We start from the raw sequence: 24,645 nt of genomic DNA, 5'->3' as shown, positions 1-24,645 counted from the left end.
CGCTAAGCCGTTCGCAGAAAGCGGCTCAGCACCCGTGCGCCGAAGTGCAGCGCCTCTACGGGCACCCGTTCGTCGACGCCGTGGAACATCGCCGCATAGTCGTAGTCCTCCGGCAGCTTGAGGGGCGAGAAGCCATACCCCGTGATGCCGAGGCGGGAGAACTGCTTGGCGTCCGTCCCTCCTGACATGCAGTACGGAACGACATGCCCTTCCGGTTCGAATTCCTCGAGAGCCGCGCGCATTTTCCGGTACGTGGCGGAGTCGACCGGTGCTTCGAGCGCGACCTCGCGGTGGTGGAACTCCCAGTCCACATGGGGTCCGGTGAGTTCGTCGAGCGTGGCCCTGAACTCCTCCTCGCCGCCGGGCAGATAGCGCCCGTCCACATAGGCCACGGCCTCGCCCGGGATCACATTGACCTTGTATCCGGCCTGCAGCATCGTCGGGTTGGCGCTGTTGCGTACGGTCGGCTCCACCAGAGCGGCGGCCCGGCCCAGCTTGCCGAGCAGGGCGTCCACGTCGAAGTCCGGTGCGTGGACGTCGGTCTCGACGCCGTGCAGCCGGGCCAGTTCGCTCAGCGCGGCCCGTACCGTCGGCGTCAGCCGCACCGGCCACTGGTGCTCGCCGATCCGGGCAATGGCCTGGGCGAGATGGGTGACCGCATTGGCCCGGTTCACCTTGGAGCCGTGGCCCGCCCGGCCCCGGGCGGTGAGCTTCAGCCAGCCGGTGCCCCGCTCCCCTGCCGCGATCGGATAAAGCGCCATCCCGGGGGCCGCGTGGAACGTGAACGCCCCGGATTCGCTGATGCCTTCCGTACAGCCCTCGAAGAGTCCCGCATGCCGGTCGGCGAGATAGCCGGAGCCGTCCTCGGCGCTGGCCTCCTCGTCGGCGGTGAAGGCGATCACGAGATCGCGCCGGGGGCGGATGCCCTGGCGGGCCCAGGAGCGGACGACCGCAAGGATCATCGCGTCCATGTTCTTCATGTCGATCGCACCACGACCCCAGACGACCCCGTCGCGGATCTCCCCGGAGAAGGGGTCCACCTGCCAGTCCTTGGCCTCGGCCGGCACGACGTCCAGATGACCGTGCACGAGAAGCGCGTCGGCCGAGGGATCGGTGCCCTCGATCCGTGCCACGACATTGGCGCGCCCGGTCGTGCGCTCCAGGAGGGCCGGTTCGAGCCCGGCGCCCGCCAGTTGCTCCGCCGCGTACTCCGCGGCGGGCCGCTCGCGGCAGTCGCCGCCGCCCCGGTTGGTGGTGTCGATGCGGATCAGGTCGGAGGTGAACCCGACCACCTCGTCGAGCCCGGTCGCATCGACCTCGCTGTCCGTCTGCTGCGTGCTCTGCTCAGCCATATTGCTCCTCGACCGCGGCGGAGACGACCGTGGTGACCGCCTTGAACGTACGAATCCCCTCATACATGGTCGGACTGGTGTATGCCACTCTCCGCTCGCCGGACCGCTCGACCCCCGGTACGACGGTGGCGGCCCCCGCCAGATGATCCGCGTCGAACTCGAGCTCCACGGTGAACGGCCCGCCCCGCACCGGCTCATGACGCACCGCCAGGGCGGCCGCCTCCTTCGCGGCGGCCCGGATGTCGGCGGCGGTACGGGCCGGGGTGCGGCACACCGCCGCATACCGCGACACATGATCCTTCACCGCGACCTTCAGCGCGCCCGGCGCATAGCCGAGGGCGTCCTCGCAGGTCAGATCGTCGCCCGTGACCAGGACCACCGGGACACCGAACTCGGCCACCACATGGGAGTTGAGCAGGCCCTCGCTCGCCCGCACGTCATTGACCCACACGCCGGTGATGGAGTTGGCCAGATACGTGTGCGCGAGCACCCCTTCCGTACCCGCGCCCGTGTGGTAGCCGACGAAGGCGATGCCGTCCACGTCGCCGTGCTGCACGCCCTCGACCATGCTCAGGGACTTGTGCCGTCCGGTGAGCATCTCGGCCCGGTCGTCGAGCTGTTCGAGGAGCAGATTGCGCATCGACCAATGCGCCTCATTGATCAGGACTTCATCGGCGCCGCCGTCGAAGAAGCCGAGCACCGCGGCGTTCACATCGGACGTGAACATGGAGCGGCAGCGCTCCCACTGCGGATGGCCCGGCAGCACGTCGGCAGGCCAGGTCACACCGGTGGCGCCTTCCATGTCGGCGCTGATGAGGATCTTCATGCGGAAGACCGTACGCGTTGCGCCGAGGCGGAACCAGAGCTGTGGATAACTGTCGCTGGACTGGACCTCTGGCTTTTCCACAGGGGTTGCCAGGCACCTCGGCAACACCCTGCAGCAGGGCAAAGATTCGCTTATGCGGCACAGTGACGGCAGCAAGGACAGTGACCGCGACAAGGACAGTGGCGCCGGCACGTGCACTGACCGCGGCATGGGCGGCGACCGGCAGCAGGAGGCACGGGTATGAAGACCATCGGGCTGATCGGCGGGATGAGCTGGGAGTCGAGCGCCGAGTACTACCGACTGCTCAACGAGTTCACCCGCGAACGCCTGGGCGGGCTGCACTCCGCGCGCTGCGTGCTGTACTCCGTGGATTTCGCGGAGATCGAGGAGCTCCAGGTGGCCGGCGCGTGGGACGCGGCCGGAAAGATCCTCGCGGACGCCGGGCGCAGTGTGGTGGCCGCGGGCGCGGACATGGTCCTGATCTGCACCAACACGATGCACAAGGTCGCGGACGCGGTGCAGGAGGCGATCCCGGTTCCGCTGGTCCACCTCGCCGACACGACGGCGGACGCGGTCACTTCGGCCGGAATGCGCCGCGTGGGCCTGCGCGGCACGGCGTTCACGATGGAGCAGGACTTCTACCGCGGCCGCCTCGCCGCCCACGGGCTCGACGTCCTTGTGCCCGGCCCCGAGGAGCGCGCGCTCGTGCACCGTGTCATCTACGAGGAGCTCTGCCTGGGCGTCGTACGGGAGGAGTCCCGCACCGCGTACCGGGCCGTCATCGACCGGCTCGTCGGGGAGGGCGCGGAGGGGGTCGTCCTGGGCTGCACCGAGATCGAGCTGCTCATCGGCCCCGAGCACAGCCCCGTCCCCGTCTTCCCAACGGCACGCCTGCATGCGCAGGCTGCGGTGGATCTGGCGTTGTCCGGCAGCTGAAGCGAGAACCCGGCCCGCCCCGCCATCGCCCTAACGGTCCAAGTGCCGCGCCCAGGCGAAGCAGTACAGCCCGTAGCAGCAGAACCCGAGCCCGATCACCGTCAGGAGGGCCGGTCCGAACGGTTGGCTCAGGACCTCGCGCAGCGCGGCGTCGAGGCCGCCCGAGCGGTCGGGGTCGTGGGTGAGCGCCGCCCAGCCGAACAGCACACCGACCATACACAGCGCCAGGCCCTTCGCCACATGCCCCACGCGCCCCAGCCAGGTGTACGCGGTGCCGGTGGTGCCGGACCGGCCCTTGCCGTCGAAGGACTTCAGGAACTTGTCGGTGAACCCCAGACGAAGCAGGTTCACACCGATCCCTATGATCACCGCGCCGACCGCGGCGACGAGCGCCTGGCCGGCCGGCAGATCCATCAGACGGGCCGTCGCGTCGTCGGTCTTCCGCTCGTTCCCCTGCGCCCCCGAACCGAGCGCCACCTTGAGCGCACTGGTGCCCAGAGCGCCGTACACGATCGCCTTGCAGCCCGACAGGAGGCGCTTCCACGTCCGCCTGCGCGCGAACCGGTGCCCGGCCGCGGCCTCGATCAGCTGCCAGATCACCAGGAGGTACAGGCCCACCGCGGTGGCCCACACGATCACCGCTCCGTACGGCCGGTCCGCCAGCTCGCCGATGGCTCCGGTCGGCGAGGCCTCGCCCGAGTGGTCACCGACCGCCAGCTGCACGGCGAGCCAGCCCACCACCAGGTGCACCACGCCGTAGGCGATCAGCCCGAGGCCGGCCGCCCGGTCCACCCAGTCGCTGTTGTCCGCGCGGCGGCCCAAGCGGCGGGCCCGGCGGGAGAGTTCCACCATGGCGGGACGGATAGCCCGGCCTGCCGTATTTACACTCCGGCGTGATCCATCCGACAGGCCTTGGCCGATATACGGCAGGGCTCGGCCATCCGGCCGGCCTCAGCCGACCCCTGCCGCCACTCGCCCCGTCACCCGTCCCGCCGGACTGAGCTGGCGCACGAGGAATTCCTCCGTGTCCGCCGCGAAGAAGCCCGAGATGCCGCGCATCAGTTGCAGGGCCGCGGTGACCCGGCCGGGCAGCGGCCGCGGCAGTGCGGCAAGCGGCAGGGCGTCGAGGCGCGGGCCGGTCCCCGCCGCCTCCAGGGCCAGTTGGGCCTGTCCCGTGTCGCCCGCCCGCAGGTGTGCCAGCGCGCGCCGCACACCGCCCGAGGCCCGCTCCACCACCGCGAGCAGTGAGGTGATGCCCGACAGATCCTGGGCGTCGGCCGGCTGGCAGGACAGGGGCCCGGTCACGAGAATCCCCTGCTCCCGTGCTGCCAGCCGCAGTTGAGTACCCGCGTGGTCGAGGATCTTGACGATCGCAGTCAGCCGCCCGGTGTCGTAGGACGCCATGGGGATCTCCCCTTCACTCAAGTTCGCTCAAGGCCGGTCCGCCCGATCGTGCGGAGGGCGCGGTTGCGCGCACCTTCAGACCTATCTCCCGGGCACGCGGGCCGCGAACCCCCGGGAGGGGGCGCACATCCTGCGCAGAGGCGCCCGCCGACGGACGGCGTGCGCCCGTGGGCGCGAGATGCGCCGCCACGGACCGATTGCCTCAACTCCACCCGGGTACACGGAAGTTCTTCCCGCTCGCACACCCGGGAGTTCCTGCCCGCCCCGGCACCCGGGATCCCCTGCCCGCCCGCCACCTCCGGAGAGCAGTGATGGCGCAGTCCACCGTCCGGCGCGCCACCCGAAAGACCGGGGGCCGCATCCGCGGTCGACGAGAGCGACCCGTCGCGCCGCCGCGCGCCCCTGTCCCCTGGCTTGTCCGCGCCCTGGTGATGCTGCTCGCTTGCGCCGCGATGGTGGCGTTCGGCGTGGTGCTCGCCCGGCTCACCCTGCAGCCGTCCTCCGCCTCGGTACCGCTCACGCACACCAACCTGCGCCCGGGCGACTCGATTCGCGACTATCTCGCACAGCCCGCGTTTCGCGACACCGTCAAACAGCTCGGCGGCAACATCCTCCTCGGAGTCCCCTTCGGTGTCCTGCTGCCGCTGGTGGCCCCAGGAGCCCGCGGCATCCTGCGGGTTCTCGCCCTGACCACCCTGGTCATGCTGGCGGTCGAGGTGGTGCAGGGCGCGGTGATCACCGGCCGCGCCTTCGACATCGACGACGTCCTGCTCAACACCGGTGGGGCGCTGCTCGGTTATCTCCTGATCGGCCGCCGGCTCTCCCGCTCGATCCACCCACCGCGCCGGCGCCGCTTCTGGTGGTACGGAAGGCCTGATCCGGCTGCGGAAGATCCTCGTACGAGCCGTAACACGAGTCGCCATACGAGTCGCCATACGAGTCGCAAGCGAAAGTAGCCAGGAGCCCACCGCCCTCAGCCGAGCCCCGAACTCATCGGCCCGCCACCCCTCCCGTACCGCACCGCCACCGTCTCCGCCACGATCGAGACCGCGACCTCCTCGGGCGTACGTCCCCCGAGGTCGAGCCCGATCGGCGACCTCAGCCGCCCCAACTCGGCCTCCCCGACGCCCGCTTCCCGCAGCCGCCGGTTGCGGTCCTCATGGGTACGCAGCGAGCCCATCGCCCCGACATAGGCGACCGGCAGCCGCAACGCCAGCTCCAGGAGCGGCACATCGAACTTGGGGTCGTGGGTCAGGACGCACAGCACCGTGCGCGCGTCGACGGAGGTGCGGGCCAGATACCGGTGCGGCCACTCGACCACGATCTCGTCCGCCTCGGGGAAGCGGGCCCGCGTGGTGAAGACCTCACGGGCGTCGCACACCGTCACGTGATAGCCGAGGAACTTGCCCGCCCTGACCAGTGCCGCCGCGAAGTCGATCGACCCGAAGACGATCATCCGCGGCGGCGGCAGGCTCGACTCCACGAACACGTGGAGCCCGCCCGGGCACCGCGAACCGTCCTCGGACAGTTCCACGGTGCCGGTGCGGCCGCCGTCGAGCAGCGCCTTCGCCTCCTCGGCGAGCGTCCCGGCCGGCGCCGACGCGAGCGGATCCGACGGCGGATCCGACGGCGATCCCGACAGGCTCCCCTCGTACGACCCATCCGCCCGCACCACCAACGCCCGCCCCACCACCTCGACCGGCCCCCGCACCACGCGTGCGAGCGCGACCCCCTCCCCCTGTACGGCGGCCTCAACAGCCTTGCCGTACAGGGAGCGTTGACCGGAGTCGGCACCCACCGGTGTGACCAGAATGTCGATCACCCCACCGCAGGTGAGCCCCACCGCGAAGGCCTCCTCGTCGCTGTACCCGAACCGTTCGAGCACGGGCACGCCGTCCGCCAGGGCCTGTGCGCACAGCTCGTAGACGGCGCCCTCGACGCACCCGCCGGAGACCGAGCCGACGACCGTGCCCTCGGCGTCCACGGCGAGGGCCGCGCCCGGACCGCGCGGCGCGCTGCCGCTCGCGCCGACGACCGTGGCGACGGCGAAGGCCCGGCCCTCGGACAGCCACCGGTTCAGGTCGGCGGCGATGTCAAGCATCGGGGGACTCCCCGGCGATGACCCGGTCCGGACGGATCGGCAGCTGCCGGTGCCGTACGCCGGTCGCATGCCATACGGCGTTGGCGATCGCCGCGGCCGCACCGACGACGCCGATCTCTCCGACGCCCTTGATCCCGATCGGATCGCCGGGCATGGGGTCGTCCACCCAGTCGGCCTCGATGTGCGCCACATCGGCGTGCGAGGCGACGTGGTAGCCCGCGAGGTCGGCGCCGACGAGAGCGCCCGAGGCCCGGTCGCGTACCGCTTCCTCGTGCAGGGCCATGGAGACGCCCCAGACCATGCCGCCCACCAACTGGTTGCGTGCGGTCAGCGGGTTGACGATCCGGCCGGCCGCGAACATCCCGAGCATCCGCCGCACCCGCACCTCACCGGTCCCGGGATCCACGGCGACCTCGGCGAACTGGGCGCCGTAGGAGTGCCGTTCGGCCGGTTCCTGTCCGGCGAGCGCGGCCGTGCTGTCCGAGCGGACCGTCAGGCCGTCCGCGGGGATGTCCGCGCCGAGTGCGAGTCGCTCGCGCAGCTCCTCGGCCGCCGGAGTGATCGCCCAGGCCCAGGAGCTGGTGCCGGCCGAGCCGCCCGCGAGCCAAGCGGGCCCGAACGCACTGTCCCCGATCCGGACGTCGACCTGCTCGGGCGCGACCCGCAGCGCATCGGCCGCCACGATCTGGAGCGCTGTCCGCGACCCCGTACCGATGTCGGCCGCGGCGATCCGTACCGTGAACGTGCCGTCCGCCCAGGCCGTCACCGCCGCCGTGGACGGCACCGCGAAGGCATGGAACGTGGCCGCGGCCGTCCCCGTCCCGAGCAGCCAGCGCCCCTCGCGCCGTACCCGCGGACGCGGATCGCGGTCCGCCCAGCCGAACCGCCGGGCACCCTCCTCGAAGCACGCGAGCAGATTCCGCCCGGCGAACGGCAGCCCGCTCAGCGGACCCGCCGCGGGCTCGTTGCGCAGCCGCAGCGCGACCGGGTCGGTCCCGCAGCGCTCGGCCAGCTCGTCGAGCGCGGATTCGAGCGCGAAGGAGCCGGGCGCCATGCCGGGCGCGCGCATCGACGTCGGCGTGGGCACGTCCAGGCGGACCACCCGGGCGCTCGTGCGGTGCGCGTCCGCGTCGTACAGGACACGGCCCGCGGCCGCCGCCGGCTCCACGAACTCGTACACACTCGAAGTCTGACTCACCGAACCGTGCGACAGCACCCGCAGCCGCCCGTCGGGGTCCGCGCCGAGCCGTACCCGCTGCGCCGTGGGGCTGCGGTAGCCGGCCAGGCTGAACATCTGCCGGCGGGTCATCGCCACCCGCACCGGCCGCCGCAGCTCGGTGGCCGCCATCACGGCCGCGATCTGATGCACCCGTACGCCCTTGGATCCGAAGCCTCCGCCGACGTGCTCGGAGCGCACCCGCACCAGGCCCGGGGCCAGGCCGAAGGCCTTGGCCAGGTCCTCGGCGACCCAGCTCGCGCCCTGATTGGAGTCCAGGACCTCCAGGCGGCCGTCCTGCCAGTACGCGGTGGCGGCGTGCGGCTCCATCGGGTTGTGGTGCTCTTCCGGCGTCGTATACGAGGCGTCGACCACCACGGCGGAGGCCGCGAGCCCGGCGTCCTCGTCTCCCTTGGCGAGGGTCGCGGGCACGACGCCGTCCACGCCGTACGCGTCCGCGCGCTCCGCAGAGAAAGCCGTGTCATGCGCCTCGGCCGCGTACTCGACGACCAGCGCGTCGGCCCCCGCCCGCGCCTGTTCGGGCGTCTCAGCCACGACGAGCGCGACGGGCCAGCCCCAGTGCGGCACCCGGTCGTCCTGGAAGGCCCGCACCGTGGGGTCCGGGGCCATGCCCATGAGACTGGCGTAATCGCCGTCCACGCGTGGGGCGTTGAGGTGGTGCAGCGCGGCCAGGACGCCGGGCATCGCGCGGACGGCGGCGTCGTCGATCGCCCGGATGCGGCCCCGCGCGATCGTGGAGAGCACCAGGCTGCCGTGGGCGAGCCCGGTGAGCGGGATGTCGCCGGTGTAGCGTGCGGCGCCGGTGACCTTCTCGCGGCCTTCGACGCGGGTACGGGAGGTACCGAACGCGGTGGTGGTGGGCAGCGTGGTGGTCATCGGGCCGTTCCCTCCTGCTGGAGTTCGGTGAGCACCGCGATCGTCAGGTTGCGAAGGAGCGTCACCTTGTACGCGTTGTCCGCGAGCGGCACGGCGGCGGCGAGCTCGGCGTCCGCGGCCGCCGCGAAGGAGGCGGCCGCGGCGGGGGCGCCGAGCAGCGCGGCCTCCGCGGCCCGCGCACGCCACGGCCGGGACGCGACGGCGCCGTACGCCAGCCTGACGTCCTGCACCACCCCGTCCCGTACGTCGAGGGCCGCCGCGACCGAACCGATCGCGAAGGCGTACGAGGCGCGCTCGCGCACCTTGCGGTAGCGGGAGCGGACCGGCGCGGGCGGCAGCGTGACAGCGGTGATCAGGGCACCGGGCGGCAGCGCGGTCTCGCGGTGCGGGGTGTCGCCGACGGGAAGGTAGAAGTCGGCGAGCGCCAACTCCCCTTCCCCTTCTTGCGTGCGATACGAGACCACCGCGTCGAAGGCGGCCAGGGCGACGCCCATGTCCGAGGGGTGCACGGCCACGCAGTGGCCGGACGCGCCGAGGATGGCGGCGTTGCGGTGCTCGCCCTCGACGGCGGGGCAGCCGCTGCCGGGTTCGCGCTTGTTGCAGGGGCTGCTGATGTCCGTGAAGTAGCCGCAGCGGGTGCGCTGGAGCAGATTGCCGCCGACGGTCGCCATGTTCCGCAGCTGCCCGGACGCCCCGGCGAGCACCGCCTGGCTCAACGCCGCGTAGCGGCGGCGTACTTCGGGGTGGGCGGCGAGATCGCTGTTGGTCACCGTCGCGCCGATCCGCAGACCGCCGTCCCCGGTGACCTCGATGCCGTCGAGCGGCAGCTCACGGATGTCGACCAGCCGCTCGGGGCTCTCGACACCGGCCTTCATCAGGTCGACGAGATTGGTGCCCCCGCCGAGGAAGCGGGCGCCGGGATCGGCGTCGAGCAGCGCCACGGCGCCCTCGACATCGGTGGCGCGCCGGTAGCTGAACTCCTTCATGCCGCGGCCTCCTCGTCACGCGCGTCCCGTACCGCACCGGCCTCGGCCGCATGGGCCACGGCCCGGACGATCGAGGTGTACGCCCCGCAGCGGCAGAGATTGCCGCTCATCCGCTCCCGGATCTCCTCCGGCGTCAGGGGCTCCGGCGGGGCCCCGGGATGCACATCACCGGTCGCGGCGCTCGGCCAGCCGGCCGCGTGCTCCTCGATCACGGCGATGGCCGAACAGATCTGCCCGGGTGTGCAGTAGCCGCACTGGAAGCCGTCGAATTCGAGGAACGCCTGCTGTACGGGGTGGAGTTCACCCTCATCGGCGCCCTGCCCGGCCACCCCTTCGATGGTGGTGATCTCGCGCCCTTCGGCCGCGACGGCGAGCTGCAGACAGGACAGGGAGCGGCGGCCGTCCACCAGGAGCGTGCAGGCCCCGCACTGTCCGTGGTCGCAGCCCTTCTTGGTGCCGGTCAGATCGAGCCGCTCGCGCAGGGCGTCGAGCAGGGTGGTGCGGTGGTCGACGGTCAGCGCGTGCTTCTCGCCGTTGACGTGGAGGATGATGGCGCCGGCCGTCTGGGATGCGGTCGGATCGGACGTGATCATGAGCTAGCCCTCTTTCGCGTGGCCGCGGTGGGGGTGCAGACCGGGCCCGCCGGATCGGCGGTGTCCAACAGCTGCGGATCTCGGTACTCTGGAGCCAAGCGGACAGCTGTCCGTTAACCCGGAACGTACCGGACAGCTGTCCGCTTCGCAAGAGAACACACTCGCGGGCGAACGCGCGGCGCGAGAGAACACGGCCACGGCCACCCGAAGGGACGCGGGGAACGTGGCAGGAGGAATGAGGCAGCCCATGGCGGAGCAGCGACCGGACGAGCCGCAGAAGCCCGCCGCCCTGCGCTCGGACGCCCAGCGCAACCGTGAGCGGATCCTCGAGGTCGCCCTGGCCGAGATGACCCGCGACCCGGAGGTACCGCTGAGCGCGATCGCCCGCGCGGCGGGCGTCGGGCAGGGCACCTTCTACCGGAACTTCCCCAGCCGCGACGCACTGGTCCTCGAAGTGTTCCGGCACGAGATGACGCAGGTGGCCGAGAGCGCGGGCCAGCTCCTGCGGACCATGGCACCGGACGAGGCGCTGCGCGCCTGGATGGACCGCCTCGCCGAGCACGCGCTGGCGAAGGCCGGCCTGATGGAGGCGCTGCGCCGCGCCATGAGCGCGACCGGCGCACAGAAGCCCTCGCCCGCCGACCTCATGGCGGCGGTGAGCACCCTGCTCACCGCGGGCCAGGAGGCCGGCACGATCCGCACCGGGGTGACGGCGGAGGACTTCTTCTACCTGATCGCGGGCCTGTTCAGCATTCCGGCCGACGAGCAGTGGAAGGAGCGGTCGACGCGGCTGCTCGATCTGGTGATGGACAGCCTGCGGACCGGGGCGCCCAGCTGATCGCCCCGGTCACTGAATGCTGATCGCCCCGGTCGCTGAATACCGATCGCTCCGGTCAGCGAATGCCGATCGCCCCGGTCACCCGATCCTCACGGCCGCCCCGCCACCAGCCACCTCGACGGCAGCTCGATACGTGAGCCGTCCGGCGTGAAGTCCGTGGTGATCAGCGGCATCTCACCGCTCGCGAGGATGCCGAGACCGGCCGCGGCGAACAGCTCGGACAGGGCCTCGTCGGAGACCTCCGCGGGGGCGATGCCGTGCTGGAACACCGGGAGCAGCTTGGGCGGCGGGCCGGCCGGGCCCTGGGCGAGGCCCATCAGGATCGGTCCCGCCCGTTCGGAGAGCTCGACCACGAAGGCGCGGCCGCGCGTACCGACCAGAGCCGCGATCGAGTCGACGAACGGGCGGCGGTCGACGGGTTCGCACTGGTGCAGGACACCGCGCATATAGACGTTGGCATCGCCGAGCTCGTCGTGCAGCGCCTCTATGGCCGCCTTGTCGACCGCGTCCAGCTGCCGGTACTCGGCCCGGCCGGTCGTGTCGGGTGCGGCGTGGTCCGCATGTTCGGCGTGGTCGATCGCCGCCTGCGAGAGGTCGACGCCGACGACGCGCGGGAAGCGGTCCGCGAGGAAGCGGGTCTGCGTACCGTTGCCGCAGCCCAGGTCGACCAGCGGCAGGCCCGGGGCCGCCAAGTGCGGTTCGGCCAGGGCGAGATGGAGCCCCGCGGTGAGTGCGGGCTCCGCATCCCAGAACACCGCGCCCTGTTCTTCCGGCGCTTCGCGCCAGAATCCCTCCCAGGCCTCTTTGTACCGGCTCGTCACGCTCATGACCGACTCTCCCCAGGTTGCCGCATGTAGAGATCGGTCTACCCTCGGCAGGGGTCCCCGGACAACCCACGGGCGCACACCTTCACTCATCGTTCGAGCCGCGCACGCCTCTTGCGCGCCTTCGCGCGCCCCCTGCCTCACCTGCGGCAGCGGTCAGCCCCTGCGCTTGGGCAACGCCAGCTCGAACCAGACGGACTTGCCCGCCGCGGTCCGGTTCGCGCCCCACTCGACGGCCACCCGCTCGACCACGTTCAGACCGCGTCCGGCCTCGTCCTCGGGTCCGGCGCTGCACAGCGTGGGCAGGGTGTGGTCGTCGTCCTCGACCTCGCAGAACAGGACGTCGGTCCGTACGAGCCGCAGTTCGATCTGTCGGCTGTGCGCATGCCGTACCGCATTGGTGACCAGCTCGCTGACCAGCAACTCGGCGTTCTCCACCGCCGATTGCAGCCCCCAGGCCACCAGCTTCTCGCGCACCAGGCGCCGCGCACGACCCACCTCGCGCGGGTCCAGGGCGAGCCGCCAGTTCGCCACGTCCTGCCGCGTCACCCCGTTGAGCCGGGCCATCAGGAGCGCCACGTCGTCCTTGCGGCCCCCGCGGGTGTTGAGCGCGCGGATGATGGTGTCGCAGGCGTCGTCCATGGACGCGGCCGGGTGCGCGGCCGATTCGCAGAGGGTCGCGAGGCCCACGCCGATGTCCTCGCCGCGCATCTCGACCAGACCGTCGGTGCACATCACGAGCCGGTCCCCGGGCTCCACGGACACCCGTACGGTCTCGAAGGGCACTCCCCCGACACCGATCGGCGCGCCGGTCGGCAGGTCGAGCAGCTCGCTGCGGCCGTCCACGGCGCGCACCACGACGGGCGGGATGTGCCCGGCGTTGGCGATCTGCAGCTCGCCGGCGATCGGGTCGTACACCGCGTACAGACAGGTCGCGAGGTACTGCTCGCCGAGCCGCTGCGCGAGATCGTCGAGATTGCGCAGGAGCTGCGCGGGCGGCAGGTCGAGCGCCGCCATGGTCTGCACGGCGGTCCTCAACTGGCCCATCATCGCAGCCGAGTTGAGCCCGTGCCCCATCACGTCGCCCACGACGAGGGCGGTCCGCGATCCCGGCAGCTTCACCGAGTCGAACCAGTCGCCGCCGACCCGGCCGAGCAGCGTGCCCGGCAGATAGCGCGTGGCGATGTCACAGCCCGCCATGCGCGGGGCGATATGGGGCAGCATCGAGTCCTGCAGGGTTTCGGCGACGCTCTCCTGGTACGTGTACATCCGTGCGTTGTCGAGCACGAGGCCGGCACGCGCGGCGAGTTCGGCTCCGGTGACGCGGTCCATATCGTTGAAGACCGCCCGTTCCGGGTGGCGCAGCAGGATCATGAAGCCGAGCACCACATTGCGGGCCTTGAGCGGCACGACCAGCATCGAGCGGTTGTTGATCAGCGGCCGGATGTCCCGCTTCTCGAACTGCGCCGCGATCTTGGTGCCCATCTCCTCGCTGATCCGCGGCACCAGGACCGGCTGCCCGGTCGTCATGCACTGGAAGAACGGCGTGTGCACCGGGAACGGCATCGACTCGCCGACCGGCACCACGTCGTCCCAGCGCCCCGGCTCGTCGGTGTGCTCGAGGGCGACCCGGTGCCACATCGTCGTGGCGTCCGGCGGTCCGTCGGGGAAGCCCTCTCCGGCGACGACCTGCTCGCGCAGATACGTCCCGGCCACATCGGTGAACCGCGGCACGACGGCCCGGCTCACCTCGACGATCGTCTTGGCCAGGTCGAGCGAGGTGCCGATACGCCCCGAGACCTCGTTGAGGAACTCGAGGTGCTCCCGCACGGCGGCGTACTCGAGGTCCATGGCCTCCTGCGCCTCGCGCGCCTGCGGGACCACCGCTCCCTGCGCCGCCGCCTGCCGGCGCGCACGCCGCTCGGCGCGCCGCGGCACGCCCCAGTCGGGCGTGACGGGCACACGGTCGCTCTGGCTGAACTCCAGGACGGGATAGCCGAGTTCGAGCACCTGGGAGACGATCCGCGAGCTCTCGCCCACGCTCATGCTCGGCAGGATCTCGGGCAGCCTCCTGGCCAGCTCGTCGGCGCCGTCGAACTCGGTGTGCAGCGCGAAGCCGGGAGCGATCCGCTCCACCACACCGGATTCCTCGCCCTCGTGCAGGCCCGCGGCGTCCGCCGCGAGCACGAGCAGCCGCTCGGGTCCGGGGCCGACCAGCGGATAGGCCCACCACAGCACGTCGATGCGGTCGGGCCCGTGCGTGCCGAGCCGCGCGCGGCCCGCTGCCGTGTAGGAGGTGCGTCCGCCGAGCGAGGCCTCCAGATCGGGGCCGAGCTCGCGGTACGCCTCGTAGTCCTCGTACGCCCCGAGTGCGCGGGGCTCGTCCGGGAGCGCCCCGGAGACGGGCAGCAGGTCGACGGCGGGGCGGCCCACCGCCTCCTCGCGCGTGTGGCCGAAGAGCCGGCGTGCGCCGGTGCTCCAGTGCGAGACCAGGCCCGCACCGTCCACCACGACCACGGCCAGCGGGATGCGGCCGGTCACGGCGTGCTGCGCGTCCGGCTCCTGGCCGTCGTCGTGCCCCATGGGTTCACCGTGCCCCTGCAGGGGATCCCTGGACCGGTCCATCGTCGGGGCTCCCCTCCTTCCGCTCGCGCCCGAGGGCGCGCCGAAGATCTGTGTCGACATCAACCACGGTACGGCGACGACGCCTCGGGATGTGCGGCAACGCGGAAATAGGGGCGCACACATGCCCTCGTACGCGAACGATCAGTCCTCGTGGCCCAGTTGGAGATCCCGCTCGGTCCGTCCGCCGCCCGCGACCTGCAGCACCGTGGCCACCGGCGGATAGCCCGCGGCGATCACCGTGTACTCGCCGGAGGACAGATCCACGAAACGGAAGGTGCCGTCGGGACCCGTGGTGAGGGTGTCGACCACATTGCCCGCGGCGTCGAGCAGGGTCACCCGGGCGTCCTCGACGGGCCGCCCGCCGCCCGCCCGTACGGTGCCGCGCAGGACCGCGCCGCCGGCCAGCTCGATGTCCTGCCGGGTCTCGCGCGAGGCCTGCACGCTGACCGGCAGCGCGGCCGGGCGGAAGGCGGGGGCGCTGGCGGCGAGGGTGTACTCGCCCGCCACCAACTCGTTGATCACATAGGTGCCTTCACGGCCGCTGCGGGTGCTGGCCACCACCTCGCCGCGTACATCGGTGAGCGTCACGGCGGCGTCGCGTACGGGAGAGCCCTCGGCGGTCATGACGACTCCGGCGAGCCGTCCGGCGCCGCCGAGCACCACGTCGAGCTCGACGGGCCGCTCGCCCACGGTCACGGAGACGGCCTGCGGCTGGTGCCCGCCGGCCGCCGCGATCAGGACGTAGGCGCCGGCGCCCGGCGTGGACAGCGCATAGCGCCCGTCCTCTCCGCTGGCGCCGCGGCCGATCTGGCGGCCCTGGACGTCGATCAGGGTCAGGGCCGCGCGCGGCACGGTGCTGCCGTCGGAGTGCTGCACCGTTCCGCACACGGGCACACCGGCCGCGTACGCAAGGCGTGCCTGCGGGATCTGGGCGGCGGGCTCGGCGGCGGGGGTGTTGTGGGACACCAGCGGTTTCTCCTTCAGGAACAGAGCGAGGACGAAGCCGAGCAGCAGCACCGGCACGAGATAGAGGAAGATCCGCGGCATCGCGTCCGCGTACGCCTGGATGTAGCCGTCCTTGAGGGCGGGTTCCATGGCGTGGACGAGCTGCGGGGTGATGGATTCCGGGTCCGGCAGGTCGGCGCCGGAGGGCAGCCGGTCGGCGAGTGCGTCGGTGAGGCGGCTGGCGAAGAGCGTGCCGAAGACCGCGGCGCCCACGCTGCCGCCGATCTGCCGGAAGTAGTTGTTGGCGCTGGTGGCGGTGCCGAGGTCGGAGGGCGGCACCGCGTTCTGCACGGCGAGGATGAGCACCGGCATGATCAGGCCGATACCGACGCCCAGCACCGCCATCCAGATGCTGTATTCGAGCTGGGAGGTGTCGGTGTCCAGGAGCGAGAGCAGCCACATGCCGGCGGCGGAGGCCAGCCCGCCGACGATCGGATACACCTTGTAGTGACCGGTCTTGCTGATCAGCTGCCCGGAGACGATCGAGGCGATCACGATGCCGCCCATCATCGGCAGCATCAGCAGGCCCGACTCGGTGGCGGTCGCGCCGTCCACCATCTGCAGGAAGGTCGGCAGATAGCTGGCGGCGCCGAAGAGCCCGACCCCGATGATGGCCCCCACCAGGCCGGTCAGGTTGAAGGTGGCGTCGCGGAACAGGTGCAGCGGGATGAGGGGCTCGGCGGCGTACTTCTCCGCGACGAGGAACAGGACCGTCGAGACCACGGCACCGGCCGCGAGTCCGAGGATGACCCGGTCGCCCCACTCGTACTCCGTACCGCCCCAACTGGTCAGCAGCACAAGGCAGGTGGAGGCGGCCGCGAGCAGCACCGAACCGAGGATGTCCAGGCGCGGCCTGACCTTCGGCTTCGGCAGCTTGAGCACGGCGGCGACGACGGCGAGGGTGATCAGGCCGAAGGGCACGTTGAAGTAGAAGCACCAGCGCCAGGAGGCATGGTCGGTGAAGAAGCCGCCGAGCAGCGGGCCGGCGACGGAGGCGAGACCGAAGGCGGCGCCGATCAGGCCCATGTAGCGGCCGCGTTCGCGCGGCGGGACGATATCGGCGATGATCGCCTGCACACCGATGAACAGGCCGCCTGCGCCGATGCCCTGGACGGCGCGGAAGGCGATCAGCTCGTCCATGGAACGTGACCAGCCGGCCAGCGCCGAGCCGATCACGAAGACGACGATCGCGAACTGGAAGACGCCCTTGCGCCCCCACAGGTCCCCGAGCTTCCCGTAGATCGGCAGACCGATGGTCGAGGTCAGCAGATACGCGGTGATGGCCCACGGCATCCGGTCCAGACCCTGCAGATCGCCGACGATCTTCGGCAGGGCGGTGGCGACGATCATCTGCTCGAGCGCGGCGAGCAGCAGGGCGAGCATCAGCCCGAGGAAGACCAACTTCACCTGTCGCGGGCTGAGTTCGGCGGTCGTCTGCGCGGGTGGCGGTCCGGGCTCCTGCGGGGGCGCCTCGCCGGGCGCTTCCTTCACCAGTGTGGTCCCGATCGTCCCGCCCACGGAGCCGCTCCCCTCGTCGCGCTTATCGCTCAATTCCCGCCGATACGCGACAACTGCGATAAGCGCGACGAGTTACGGCAGAAAACCCTCGACGGTCGAGAACCACTCGAAACGGTGACCGGGGCAACTACCCTTTCGAGTGGGTCACTTGGGCGCGCCTGCGCGACCTCACGCCGCGGGCTTCTCCATCTCGGCGGCCAGCTTGGCCAGCACGGCGTCGTAGATCCGGCCGAGTCCCTTGGGCGCGAAGGTCTTCTCGAAGAAGCCGCCGATGCCGCCGGCGCCGTTCCACACGGTCTGCACGACGACCCGCGCCTTGCCCTCGCCGGCCGGGGTGACGGTCCAGGTGGTCACCATCGAGGAGTTGCGGTCCTTCTCGACCAGCTGACCGTCGGTGGGCTCGTCGACCTCGAGCAGGCAGTCGCGGATGCGCTTGCTGGTGGCCTGCAGCTTCCAGTGCACGAGGGTGCCCTTGCCGTCGCCGCCCTCACGCACCTCGTACTCGCTGAAGTGCTCGGGCAGCAGCTTCGCTCGCGTACCGCTGTAGTCCGCGATCGCGTCGAAGACATCGTCCGGCTCCGCCGCGATGATCCGCTCGGTCACGGCTTCGACCTGGGCCATGGTCTTTCCTCCACTGCTGCGTTACGGGGTCGGCCGGACAATTCGTCCGGCCGGCCCCATTGTGTCGCGCCCCATGGAGGAAGCGGTACGCGGGTCGGTCAGGCCTTGACATAAACGGCGCGACTGTACCCGTCGAGCTTCTGCACGAGGTACGGACCGGCGAGCTCGAAGCCCGTCGGCAGCTCGGCGACGCCCTGGCCGCCGACAGTCGCGTAGGTGAGCCGCACTTCCCCCTTGTCGACGTGGTACGTCCCGTCGATGTGCACGATCCCGGACCACACGCACTGCACCTTGGGCGGGCAGGGCGCCACCAGGTCCTGCATCGCGAAGCTGCCGTCGCGTGCGAACGTGATCCGGCGCTCGTACGCGCGGTCGGCGCCGCCCCGGGGCGAGATCCAGGTGCCGGTCACCTTGCGCGGGGCTTGGGCGTGCCGGCCGGTTTCGGGGCCGGGCCCGGCCGCGGCCGCCGTCGTACCGCCGAGAGCCGGGGCGAGCAGTGCCGCGGCCAGGACGTATCCCCACAGGCGAGTTGATCGAGTCATGCGGCCAGGGTGGCGACGGTCCGCCACCCCGGCAACGCGGGTACGGCCGACTGGCTGCAGCCGCGCGACGAGATGCGTGGCGCCTACGAGGCGGCCCAGCGCCGGATCGTCGCCTCGGCCGCGGCCCGGTCCTCGGCCGTCAGCTTGGGGAGCAGCGTGCTGTGGTTGGTGTCCGGGGCGACATAGAGGTGCGAGTCGAACGTGCTGGGGGTGAACTTCTCCGCGCTCCACGGATCGTTCTGTCCGTACAGGAACATCATCTGCCGCCCCCGGGTGGCCACCCAGGTGCTGATGTCGAGCATCGGCAGGGCCTGGTGGCGTCCGCGCATCTCCTCGGGGAGCACCGAGTTGGGCTGGTAGAGGTCCGGGTAGCGGCGCACGTCGCGCAGGTGCCGGAACTTGAGGTCCGCCCAGCCCAGTTGCGTGGCCGCCTGGTGGTAGTAGGGGCCGTTGGCCGCCGGTCCCTGGCGCTGGTCGGCGTAGATGCTCAGGCCGTTCGCCGAGACCCATGTGTAGAGCTCTTCGTCGGTGGCGGCGGCAGGGTCCGGGATCGTCGCGCAGTTCTCGGGCTTGCCGCTCTGCCAGAAGTTCCACACCTGGTCGAGCACGGCGAACTCGTATGCGCGGTCCGCTCCGCCCAGGTTGGCGAAGGTGTAGCCCTTGGCCGCGGCGGCGGCCTCGAAGCGCGGCAGCAGCGCCTCGCGGCGCACCAGCATCTCGCGCTGGACGGCGTTGAGGGCCGCCCGGCACTCGGGGGTGCCGACCGTGCGGAAGAACTCCTCGTACACATGGTCGTCCTGGTTCACCGCGTCGTTCGGGGCGACGTACGCGACCACCGCGTCCAGGTCGGCCGGGTAGAAGCGCTCGTGGTAGACCTGCGTCATACCGCCCTTGCTGGCGCCCGTACCGAGCCACTTGGCCTGGTAGAGGGTGCGCAGGGTCTCGACGATGCGGTGCTCGTCGGTGGCCTCCTGCCAGATGGTGAGGTCCTTCCAGTCGACCTGCTCGGGGCGCGAGGAGCCGAAGAAGCGGTGCTCGACGCTGATCTGGTTGGCGTCGAGGAGCGTGGTGATCTCACGGGTCGATGAGGACAGGGCGTATCCGCCCGTGTAGAAGACGACGGGCGCGGCCGTGGACTTGTGCCACAGCGTGAGGCGCTGCTCGAAGGTGCCCTTGGCGGGGTCGCGGTGGTCGACGGGCTGGGTGAACGTGAGCGCGTAGAGGGGGAAGCCGCCCTTGTCGGCCACGGAGACGATCTTCACCCCGGGGAGCGCGGCGAGCCGGTCGCCGATGTCGGACTCGGTGGCGGACGTGGCGTCGGCTTCGGCGGCCGTGACGGCGGTCGCGGTCGCGGGGAGGGCGGCGGATCCGGTGAACAGGGCGGCCAGGATCGCGGCGGTTATCGCGGAGCGGCGCATGAGGGGTCCTTTCAGGGCAGGCGCGTGGGCATGAGACTGCTCGGACGGGTACGACGTGGGGCTGCCCGGACGGGTGCGACGTGGGGCTGCCCGGGCCGTACGGGTGGTGGCTATTCGGGCCGTACGAGGTGGGCTCGGCCGTCCGGGAAGCGGATCGTGACCGCGCGATCGGCGGCGACCTGGACGTCGACCGCCTCGCGCAGGGCCCCCGGATGAACGGTGTCCCGGGACAGGGCGACGAGGGAGACGTGCACGGTCCCACCGCCGGGATGGCGCGCGAGGTGCAGGCACGGGACGGCGGAGTGCGGGCCATGGGAATTGGCCGCTATGTCCCGCGCGACGACGGCGTCGGCGTCCCAGCCGTACAGGCCCGCCATCGCGCTGCTCAGACCGTCCTCGGTGCGGGCCAGGGCCCAGTGCTCGCCCTGTTCGGCGGCCGGCCGTACGGATCCGGCCACCGCGTGACCGCCCTCACGGAGACCGAACGGGACAGGCGCCTCATGGTCCTCGGGACCGTCCACGTGATGCACCCGCACCTCCCACGGCCCGTACAGCAGGCTCGTCGTCAGAATGCGGAACTGCCCCTCGTATCCCGTGAGTTCGGCGGTGTGCCACGAGGAGGCCGTACGGCCCTCGCAGGACAGCGGGTGGATGCGGCGGCGGCGTGAGGCCGTGCCGTCCGGGGCCACCAGGGCGATATGGCCGTCGGTGTTGCGCACCCACGCGTGCGGCGCCGCCTCAGGCGCCGTGGCCGTGGAGTAGGTGAGCTTGGCGTAGTGCGGATCGTCCTCGCCGGGGCCGTCCGGCTCGTTGTGGTCGCTTCCGTGGTTGACCAGGCGGACGATGCCGTCGTGCCGGGTACCGTGCAGCAGCCAGCCCGGTGCCGGCAGCGCTGTGTACTGGTCGCCCGTCTCGATGGGTAGCGGCTCCTCGCGGTCCGTCCACACCGGGTGCTCGGGAGACAGCAGCAGTCCGAGGAAGCCCTTGCTCCCCCAATACGGCGAGGCCGGACCGGAGTACGGCTGCGTGCTCGGCAGGAACGTGTCGTACCAGCCGAGCGGCAGCAGCCCGCGCCGGTCCGGCACACCGCGCTCGGCGAAGTGCCGGGCCACTGCGGAGGTGAGGCGCCGGGTCAGTCCCGGCGCGAGCGGGGTGCAGTCGGCGAGCGCGCCCATCCACACGGGGGCCACGGTGGCCAGGCGGTACGTCAGCGAGCGGCCCTGGTGGACGGGGGCGCCGTCGCCGCCGAAGAACTGCGGGTAGGTCTGCAGGAATTGGCGCAGCCGGTCGCGGTACAGCGCCGTCCGCTCGTCGGCCTGCGCACCTGCGATCCGCGACCAGAGGAGCGGGTACAGGTGCAGCGCCCAACCGTTGTAATAGTCGAAATTGCGGCCGTCGCCGTCGGTGTACCAGCCGTCGCCGACGTACCAGTCCTCGATCCGGGCGAGCCCGTCGTCGATGTCCTGCCGGCTGTGCGGCGCGCCGACGGAGGCCAGGAATTCCTCCGACACCACTTGGAAAAGGCGCCAGTTGTTGTCCCAGGTGCGACCGCCGACGAACCCGGAGAACCAGTCCACGGTCCGCTCCTGGACGCGCGCGTCCAGCTTGTCCCAGAGCCAGGACCGGGTCTCGTGCAGGGCGACGGCGATCGACGCAGCCTCCACCATCTGCTGCGAGCAGTCGGTGAGTTCGGGCCAGGCCTCGGCGCTGTCGCGGTCGACTCCGTTCGCGAGGCCCTGCGCGTATCGCTCGATCAGTTCCGGCTGCCCGCCGGACGAGCCGGCGATCCGGCAGGCGGCGAGGAGGAAGGACCTGGCATAGCCTTCGAGGCCGTCCAGGGTCACGCCCGACCAGCTGTTGCGTCCCGGCAGTCGGTACTGCGCGAAGCCCGGCGTGGCGTACGGCACCAGGGCGTCCAGCATCCGGTCGGCGAGCGCCTCCCAGTGCGCCCGGGTCCAGCCGGTGCGCGGTGAGCGGAGCCGGTCGGCCGGGGGGAGGCGCAGATAAGGGGTGGTCATGGCTGCTACTCCGTCAAGGTGCTCGGGTCGACCGGCGGCGTGGGCAGACCGAGGGCCGCCATCTCCGCGACGCCCTCGGAGTCGATGGGGTAGCCCCACTTGCGGAGCAGGAAGTCCGTCAGGTCATGGCGCGTGACGCGGCTGAGGTACGTACCGAAGGCGCGGTAGCGGAGATGGCCACCGGTCTGCCAGTCGGACTGCGGGTTCTCCACGCGGATCAGCCGGTGCAGTTCCGGCCAGATCCCGGTGCCGAAGGCCAGCTCCAGCTGACGCAGCGAGACGAGCTTCTCGTAGGCGCTGAAGGTCCGTTCGAAGTTCACGCCGTCCGCGCCCAGCTTGGGCAGAGCGGACTGGAACCAGTTGAGACCCGTACTGGGGCTGACCGTGAGGAGGTTGGAGGTCTGGCCGAAGATGCGCTGGGCTTCAAGGGAGTAGATGTTCACCGTGACCTCGGTGAGTCCGGCCGGCCGGTAGGCGAACTGCTGATGCAGATGCCCGAGTTCGTGATAGAAGCCCCAGCCCCGGTCGCGCAGCCCCTCGACGGTGAGGAGGCGGTCGAGATAGGCCCGGGGGAAGGCGTTGAAGTGATGGGTGGCGTAGGCGCCGACCCCGGTGGGCACCTTGGTGACCTCGATGAAGTGGTACCGGCCGGCCTTGCGGGCGTGCAGCGGGCGCGAGCCGTCCAGGCCGCTCACCTGGGCATGCGAGGCGATCACCCGCTCGACGAGTCGCATCAACTCGGCGTGGTCCTGGTCGCGGTGGAGGAGGGCCGCCTCGCGGGTCACGGTGACAATGGCGTACGGCGAGACGAGTTCGACCCACGGGGCGGAGGCCCGGGCGTCCAGCTGGTCCTGGAAGGCGCCCTCGGGTGTCTTGCCGAGCTCGAAGACCGCCATCCGCTCGCTGCCTGCGCCGAAGGTGACCTGGGCGCGCTCGCCGTCGCCGGCGAAGCGCAGGTAGACGGGGCCGCCGTACGGGTCGGAGACGGTGTTCAGGCCGGTGGTGAGGGGGTAGTTGCGCGGGGATCGCTGGGCGGCGCTCTCGTGGTGGTTGTCGTACGTGCCGATGTGCAGGGTCGGCAGGACACCGTCCAGCGGCCTGACGGTGAGGGTGAGGTCGACGCCGGGCGGGGCGTAGCGGCCGGTCGGGATGAAGTCGCTGCCGCGGAAGGTGGTGGCGAGGCGTGTGCGCTCGGACTCGGCGGCGGCGAAGGCGCTGACCTGAAGGCTCGCCGGTGTGGTGGCGCGGGAGGTGCCGGCGCCGGCGCCGATCAGGGTGGCGGCCCCTGCGCCTGCGAACGCCGAGAGTGCGGTGCGGCGGTTGAGGACGAGGTTGCGCATGGGAACTCCTGGTCTCTTAGGGAGGGGTGGAGCGGGCGGGGCGGGCGCGTGGGGGTAGGTGGTTGCCGTCGGGGAGATGCGAGTGGGTGGGCGGTTTCCACCTGGGAGGTGCGTGGAGGGGGAAGGGGGTAAGCGGTTGCTGTCAGGGCGTGCGGTGAGCCCGGGGGTGGGCCCGGAAGGGGTGTGGTGGGCCCGGAAGGGGTGTGGTGGGCCCGGAAGGGGTGTGGTGGGCCCGGAGGTCTGCGAGGAGGTCCGGATGCGGTGCGGTAGCCCTAGACGCGTAGTTCCAGGTGCAAGGCGGTCTCCGGACTCGCCAGGCCTGGAGAGAGCGGCGTTGTCAGTGATGGCCGATAGCCTGAATGGGGCTCGGCCCCCGAGGAGGGCGGGGTCTGTCCGGGCACCTAGGGCCTGCCCTGCGGATCAGGCCCGCCGCCCCTTCCGAGCACGAGGCACCGCCGGCCCCCTTGCACTGCGGGGCGCCACCGAATCCCGTACACCCCGAGGCGCCACCGAATCCCGTACGACAATGTGCGTCCCGAGCCGCAGGGTCCCTGTCATCGGCTCACGCCAGTCGTCCTCGTCCTCCGGAGGCACCGCGAGGCGTACGGCCTGGCGGCCCATCTCCTCCAGCGGGACATGCACGGTGGTCAGCCGGGGCCGCAGCTCCTGCGCGACCGGCACATCGTCGTAGCCCACGAGGGAAACGTCCTGGGGCACCCGTACCCCCGCCTCCTCAAGCGCCTGCAGGGCGCCGGCCGCAACGATGTCGTTGGCCGCGAACACAGCCGTGAACTCCAGCTTCTCCTTGAGGAGTTCGGTCAGCCGACGCCAGCCGAAAGCCCGACTGAACGCTCCGGGCTGCTCCAGGCGCGGATCCGGTGTGACACCGCGCAGCTCAAGGGCCCGGCGGTGCCCGGCGAGCCGGTCGCGCGTGGTCGACAGGTTCGGCGGGCCGCCCAGGTAGAGGATGCGTTCGTGGCCCTGGGTGAGCAGATGGTCGGTAATGGCGAAGGCGCCGCCCTCGTTGTCGTACTCCACCGAGGCCGTCGGCGCGCGGCCGCCGAGCGACGGACGCCCGCACAGCACCAACTTCGAGCCTCCCGCGTCCAGTTGAGCGGCGCGACGGGTCAGCTCCGAGGTATACGTGCGGTCGGCGACGGCGCCGCCCACCACGATCACCGCGTCGGCGCGACGCTCGTGCATGAGGTCGATGTACGCGAGCTCCCGCTTGGGGTCGCCGTGGGTGGAGCACACCAGGCACAGGCGGCCGCCCTGCGCGGCCTGCTGCTCCACTCCGCGGGCGATGTAGGCGTAGAAGGGGTCGATCACGTCGTGCACGATGATGCCGACCGTGCGGCCCGATGCCCCTGCCAGGGCGCGGGCATGGGCGTTGACGACGTAGCCGAGCTGCTCCATCGCCGCCTCGACGCGGGTGCGTGTCTCGCCGGCGACCGGGTAGTTGCGGTTGAGCACCCGTGAGACGGTCGCCGTGGAAACCCCCGCCAGCTTGGCCACGTCGGTGACCGTGGCCCGGCGCTGCCCGTCCGTCCCCGAAGTCCCGCGCATCTGACTCATCCCCCGCCCT

The 24,645-nt window shown here is 71.4% G+C and carries 20 protein-coding genes; 3 read left to right on the top strand and 17 right to left on the bottom strand.

The genetic code is table 11. The features are described 5' to 3' along the window. Positions 1 to 2: 2 nt before the first annotated feature. Both H9Y04_RS12330 and H9Y04_RS12325 read right to left on the bottom strand, forming a co-directional pair. Positions 3 to 1,352 (bottom strand): M20/M25/M40 family metallo-hydrolase, encoded by a 1,350-nt coding sequence (locus H9Y04_RS12330; protein WP_187813851.1) that lies wholly within the window; start codon positions 1,350 to 1,352, stop codon positions 3 to 5. Further along, positions 1,345 to 2,178, bottom strand: a complete 834-nt coding sequence (locus H9Y04_RS12325) for a M55 family metallopeptidase (protein WP_187813850.1) — start codon at positions 2,176 to 2,178, stop codon at positions 1,345 to 1,347. The genes H9Y04_RS12330 and H9Y04_RS12325 overlap by 8 nt, the downstream gene beginning before the upstream one ends. A 240-nt stretch (positions 2,179 to 2,418) precedes the next feature. Between H9Y04_RS12325 and H9Y04_RS12320 the strand changes: the two genes are divergently transcribed. Next, positions 2,419 to 3,114 (top strand): aspartate/glutamate racemase family protein, encoded by a 696-nt coding sequence (locus H9Y04_RS12320; protein ID WP_187813849.1) that lies wholly within the window; start codon positions 2,419 to 2,421, stop codon positions 3,112 to 3,114. A 30-nt stretch (positions 3,115 to 3,144) separates the two neighbouring features. Here H9Y04_RS12320 and H9Y04_RS12315 read toward each other — a convergent pair whose 3' ends face one another. Then, positions 3,145 to 3,966, bottom strand: a complete 822-nt coding sequence (locus tag H9Y04_RS12315; protein WP_187813848.1) for a DUF1206 domain-containing protein — start codon at positions 3,964 to 3,966, stop codon at positions 3,145 to 3,147. A gap of 99 nt (positions 3,967 to 4,065) precedes the next feature. Then, positions 4,066 to 4,518 carry a hypothetical protein gene (locus H9Y04_RS12310; RefSeq protein ID WP_187813847.1) on the bottom strand — a complete coding sequence of 151 codons (453 nt, stop codon included), beginning with the start codon at positions 4,516 to 4,518 and terminating at the stop codon, positions 4,066 to 4,068. A gap of 311 nt (positions 4,519 to 4,829) precedes the next feature. On the opposite strand from H9Y04_RS12310, the gene H9Y04_RS12305 reads away from it, so the two are divergent. Beyond that, positions 4,830 to 5,474 carry a VanZ family protein gene (locus tag H9Y04_RS12305; RefSeq protein ID WP_236070777.1) on the top strand — a complete coding sequence of 215 codons (645 nt, stop codon included), beginning with the start codon at positions 4,830 to 4,832 and terminating at the stop codon, positions 5,472 to 5,474. 17 nt (positions 5,475 to 5,491) lie between these two features. On the opposite strand, the gene H9Y04_RS12300 is transcribed toward H9Y04_RS12305, so the two are convergent. The 4 genes from H9Y04_RS12300 to H9Y04_RS12285 are packed head-to-tail and all read right to left on the bottom strand — an operon-like array spanning position 5,492 to position 10,311. Further along, the gene (locus tag H9Y04_RS12300) at positions 5,492 to 6,619 is read right to left on the bottom strand and encodes an XdhC family protein (protein WP_187813846.1); all 1,128 of its coding nucleotides are present in this window, start codon (positions 6,617 to 6,619) and stop codon (positions 5,492 to 5,494) included. Next, on the bottom strand, positions 6,612 to 8,732 hold the full coding sequence (locus H9Y04_RS12295; RefSeq protein WP_187813845.1) for a xanthine dehydrogenase family protein molybdopterin-binding subunit: 2,121 nt from the start codon (positions 8,730 to 8,732) through the stop codon (positions 6,612 to 6,614). The genes H9Y04_RS12300 and H9Y04_RS12295 overlap by 8 nt, the downstream gene beginning before the upstream one ends. Further along, positions 8,729 to 9,718: an FAD binding domain-containing protein gene (locus tag H9Y04_RS12290; protein WP_187813844.1), complete on the bottom strand. Its 990-nt coding sequence runs from the start codon at positions 9,716 to 9,718 to the stop codon at positions 8,729 to 8,731. The genes H9Y04_RS12295 and H9Y04_RS12290 overlap by 4 nt, the downstream gene beginning before the upstream one ends. Then, entirely contained in the window at positions 9,715 to 10,311 is a 597-nt protein-coding gene (locus H9Y04_RS12285; protein ID WP_187813843.1) for a (2Fe-2S)-binding protein, read from the bottom strand. The genes H9Y04_RS12290 and H9Y04_RS12285 overlap by 4 nt, the downstream gene beginning before the upstream one ends. A 247-nt stretch (positions 10,312 to 10,558) precedes the next feature. Between H9Y04_RS12285 and H9Y04_RS12280 the strand changes: the two genes are divergently transcribed. Then, positions 10,559 to 11,149 carry a TetR/AcrR family transcriptional regulator gene (locus H9Y04_RS12280; protein ID WP_187813842.1) on the top strand — a complete coding sequence of 197 codons (591 nt, stop codon included), beginning with the start codon at positions 10,559 to 10,561 and terminating at the stop codon, positions 11,147 to 11,149. Positions 11,150 to 11,238: 89 nt separating this feature from the next. Here the strand turns inward: H9Y04_RS12280 and H9Y04_RS12275 are convergent, their stop codons facing one another. From H9Y04_RS12275 to H9Y04_RS12235, 9 genes are all read right to left on the bottom strand, one after another. Continuing rightward, complete coding sequence (locus H9Y04_RS12275) at positions 11,239 to 11,976, bottom strand: class I SAM-dependent methyltransferase (protein ID WP_187813841.1); 738 nt, start codon at positions 11,974 to 11,976, stop codon at positions 11,239 to 11,241. A gap of 153 nt (positions 11,977 to 12,129) precedes the next feature. Further along, positions 12,130 to 14,556 carry an ATP-binding SpoIIE family protein phosphatase gene (locus tag H9Y04_RS12270; protein ID WP_187813840.1) on the bottom strand — a complete coding sequence of 809 codons (2,427 nt, stop codon included), beginning with the start codon at positions 14,554 to 14,556 and terminating at the stop codon, positions 12,130 to 12,132. Between the two features lie 183 nt (positions 14,557 to 14,739). After that, positions 14,740 to 17,109 (bottom strand): MFS transporter, encoded by a 2,370-nt coding sequence (locus tag H9Y04_RS12265; protein WP_187814406.1) that lies wholly within the window; start codon positions 17,107 to 17,109, stop codon positions 14,740 to 14,742. 180 nt (positions 17,110 to 17,289) lie between these two features. After that, positions 17,290 to 17,742: an SRPBCC family protein gene (locus tag H9Y04_RS12260; protein ID WP_187813839.1), complete on the bottom strand. Its 453-nt coding sequence runs from the start codon at positions 17,740 to 17,742 to the stop codon at positions 17,290 to 17,292. Positions 17,743 to 17,840: 98 nt separating this feature from the next. Further along, entirely contained in the window at positions 17,841 to 18,284 is a 444-nt protein-coding gene (locus H9Y04_RS12255; protein ID WP_187813838.1) for a hypothetical protein, read from the bottom strand. A gap of 83 nt (positions 18,285 to 18,367) precedes the next feature. Further along, complete coding sequence (locus H9Y04_RS12250) at positions 18,368 to 19,702, bottom strand: S28 family serine protease (RefSeq protein WP_187813837.1); 1,335 nt, start codon at positions 19,700 to 19,702, stop codon at positions 18,368 to 18,370. A gap of 110 nt (positions 19,703 to 19,812) precedes the next feature. Next, complete coding sequence (locus H9Y04_RS12245) at positions 19,813 to 21,720, bottom strand: DUF2264 domain-containing protein (RefSeq protein ID WP_187813836.1); 1,908 nt, start codon at positions 21,718 to 21,720, stop codon at positions 19,813 to 19,815. Between the two features lie 5 nt (positions 21,721 to 21,725). After that, complete coding sequence (locus tag H9Y04_RS12240) at positions 21,726 to 23,060, bottom strand: M60 family metallopeptidase (RefSeq protein WP_187813835.1); 1,335 nt, start codon at positions 23,058 to 23,060, stop codon at positions 21,726 to 21,728. Positions 23,061 to 23,480: 420 nt separating this feature from the next. Next, a complete protein-coding gene (locus H9Y04_RS12235) occupies positions 23,481 to 24,626 on the bottom strand; it encodes a LacI family DNA-binding transcriptional regulator (protein ID WP_187814405.1) in 1,146 nt (381 codons plus the stop codon). Between the last annotated feature and the right edge of the window lie 19 nt (positions 24,627 to 24,645).

Source organism: Streptomyces polyasparticus, assembly GCF_014493765.1.
GTDB lineage: Bacteria > Actinomycetota > Actinomycetes > Streptomycetales > Streptomycetaceae > Streptomyces > Streptomyces polyasparticus.
This window is presented reverse-complemented; position numbering and strand designations above follow the sequence as displayed.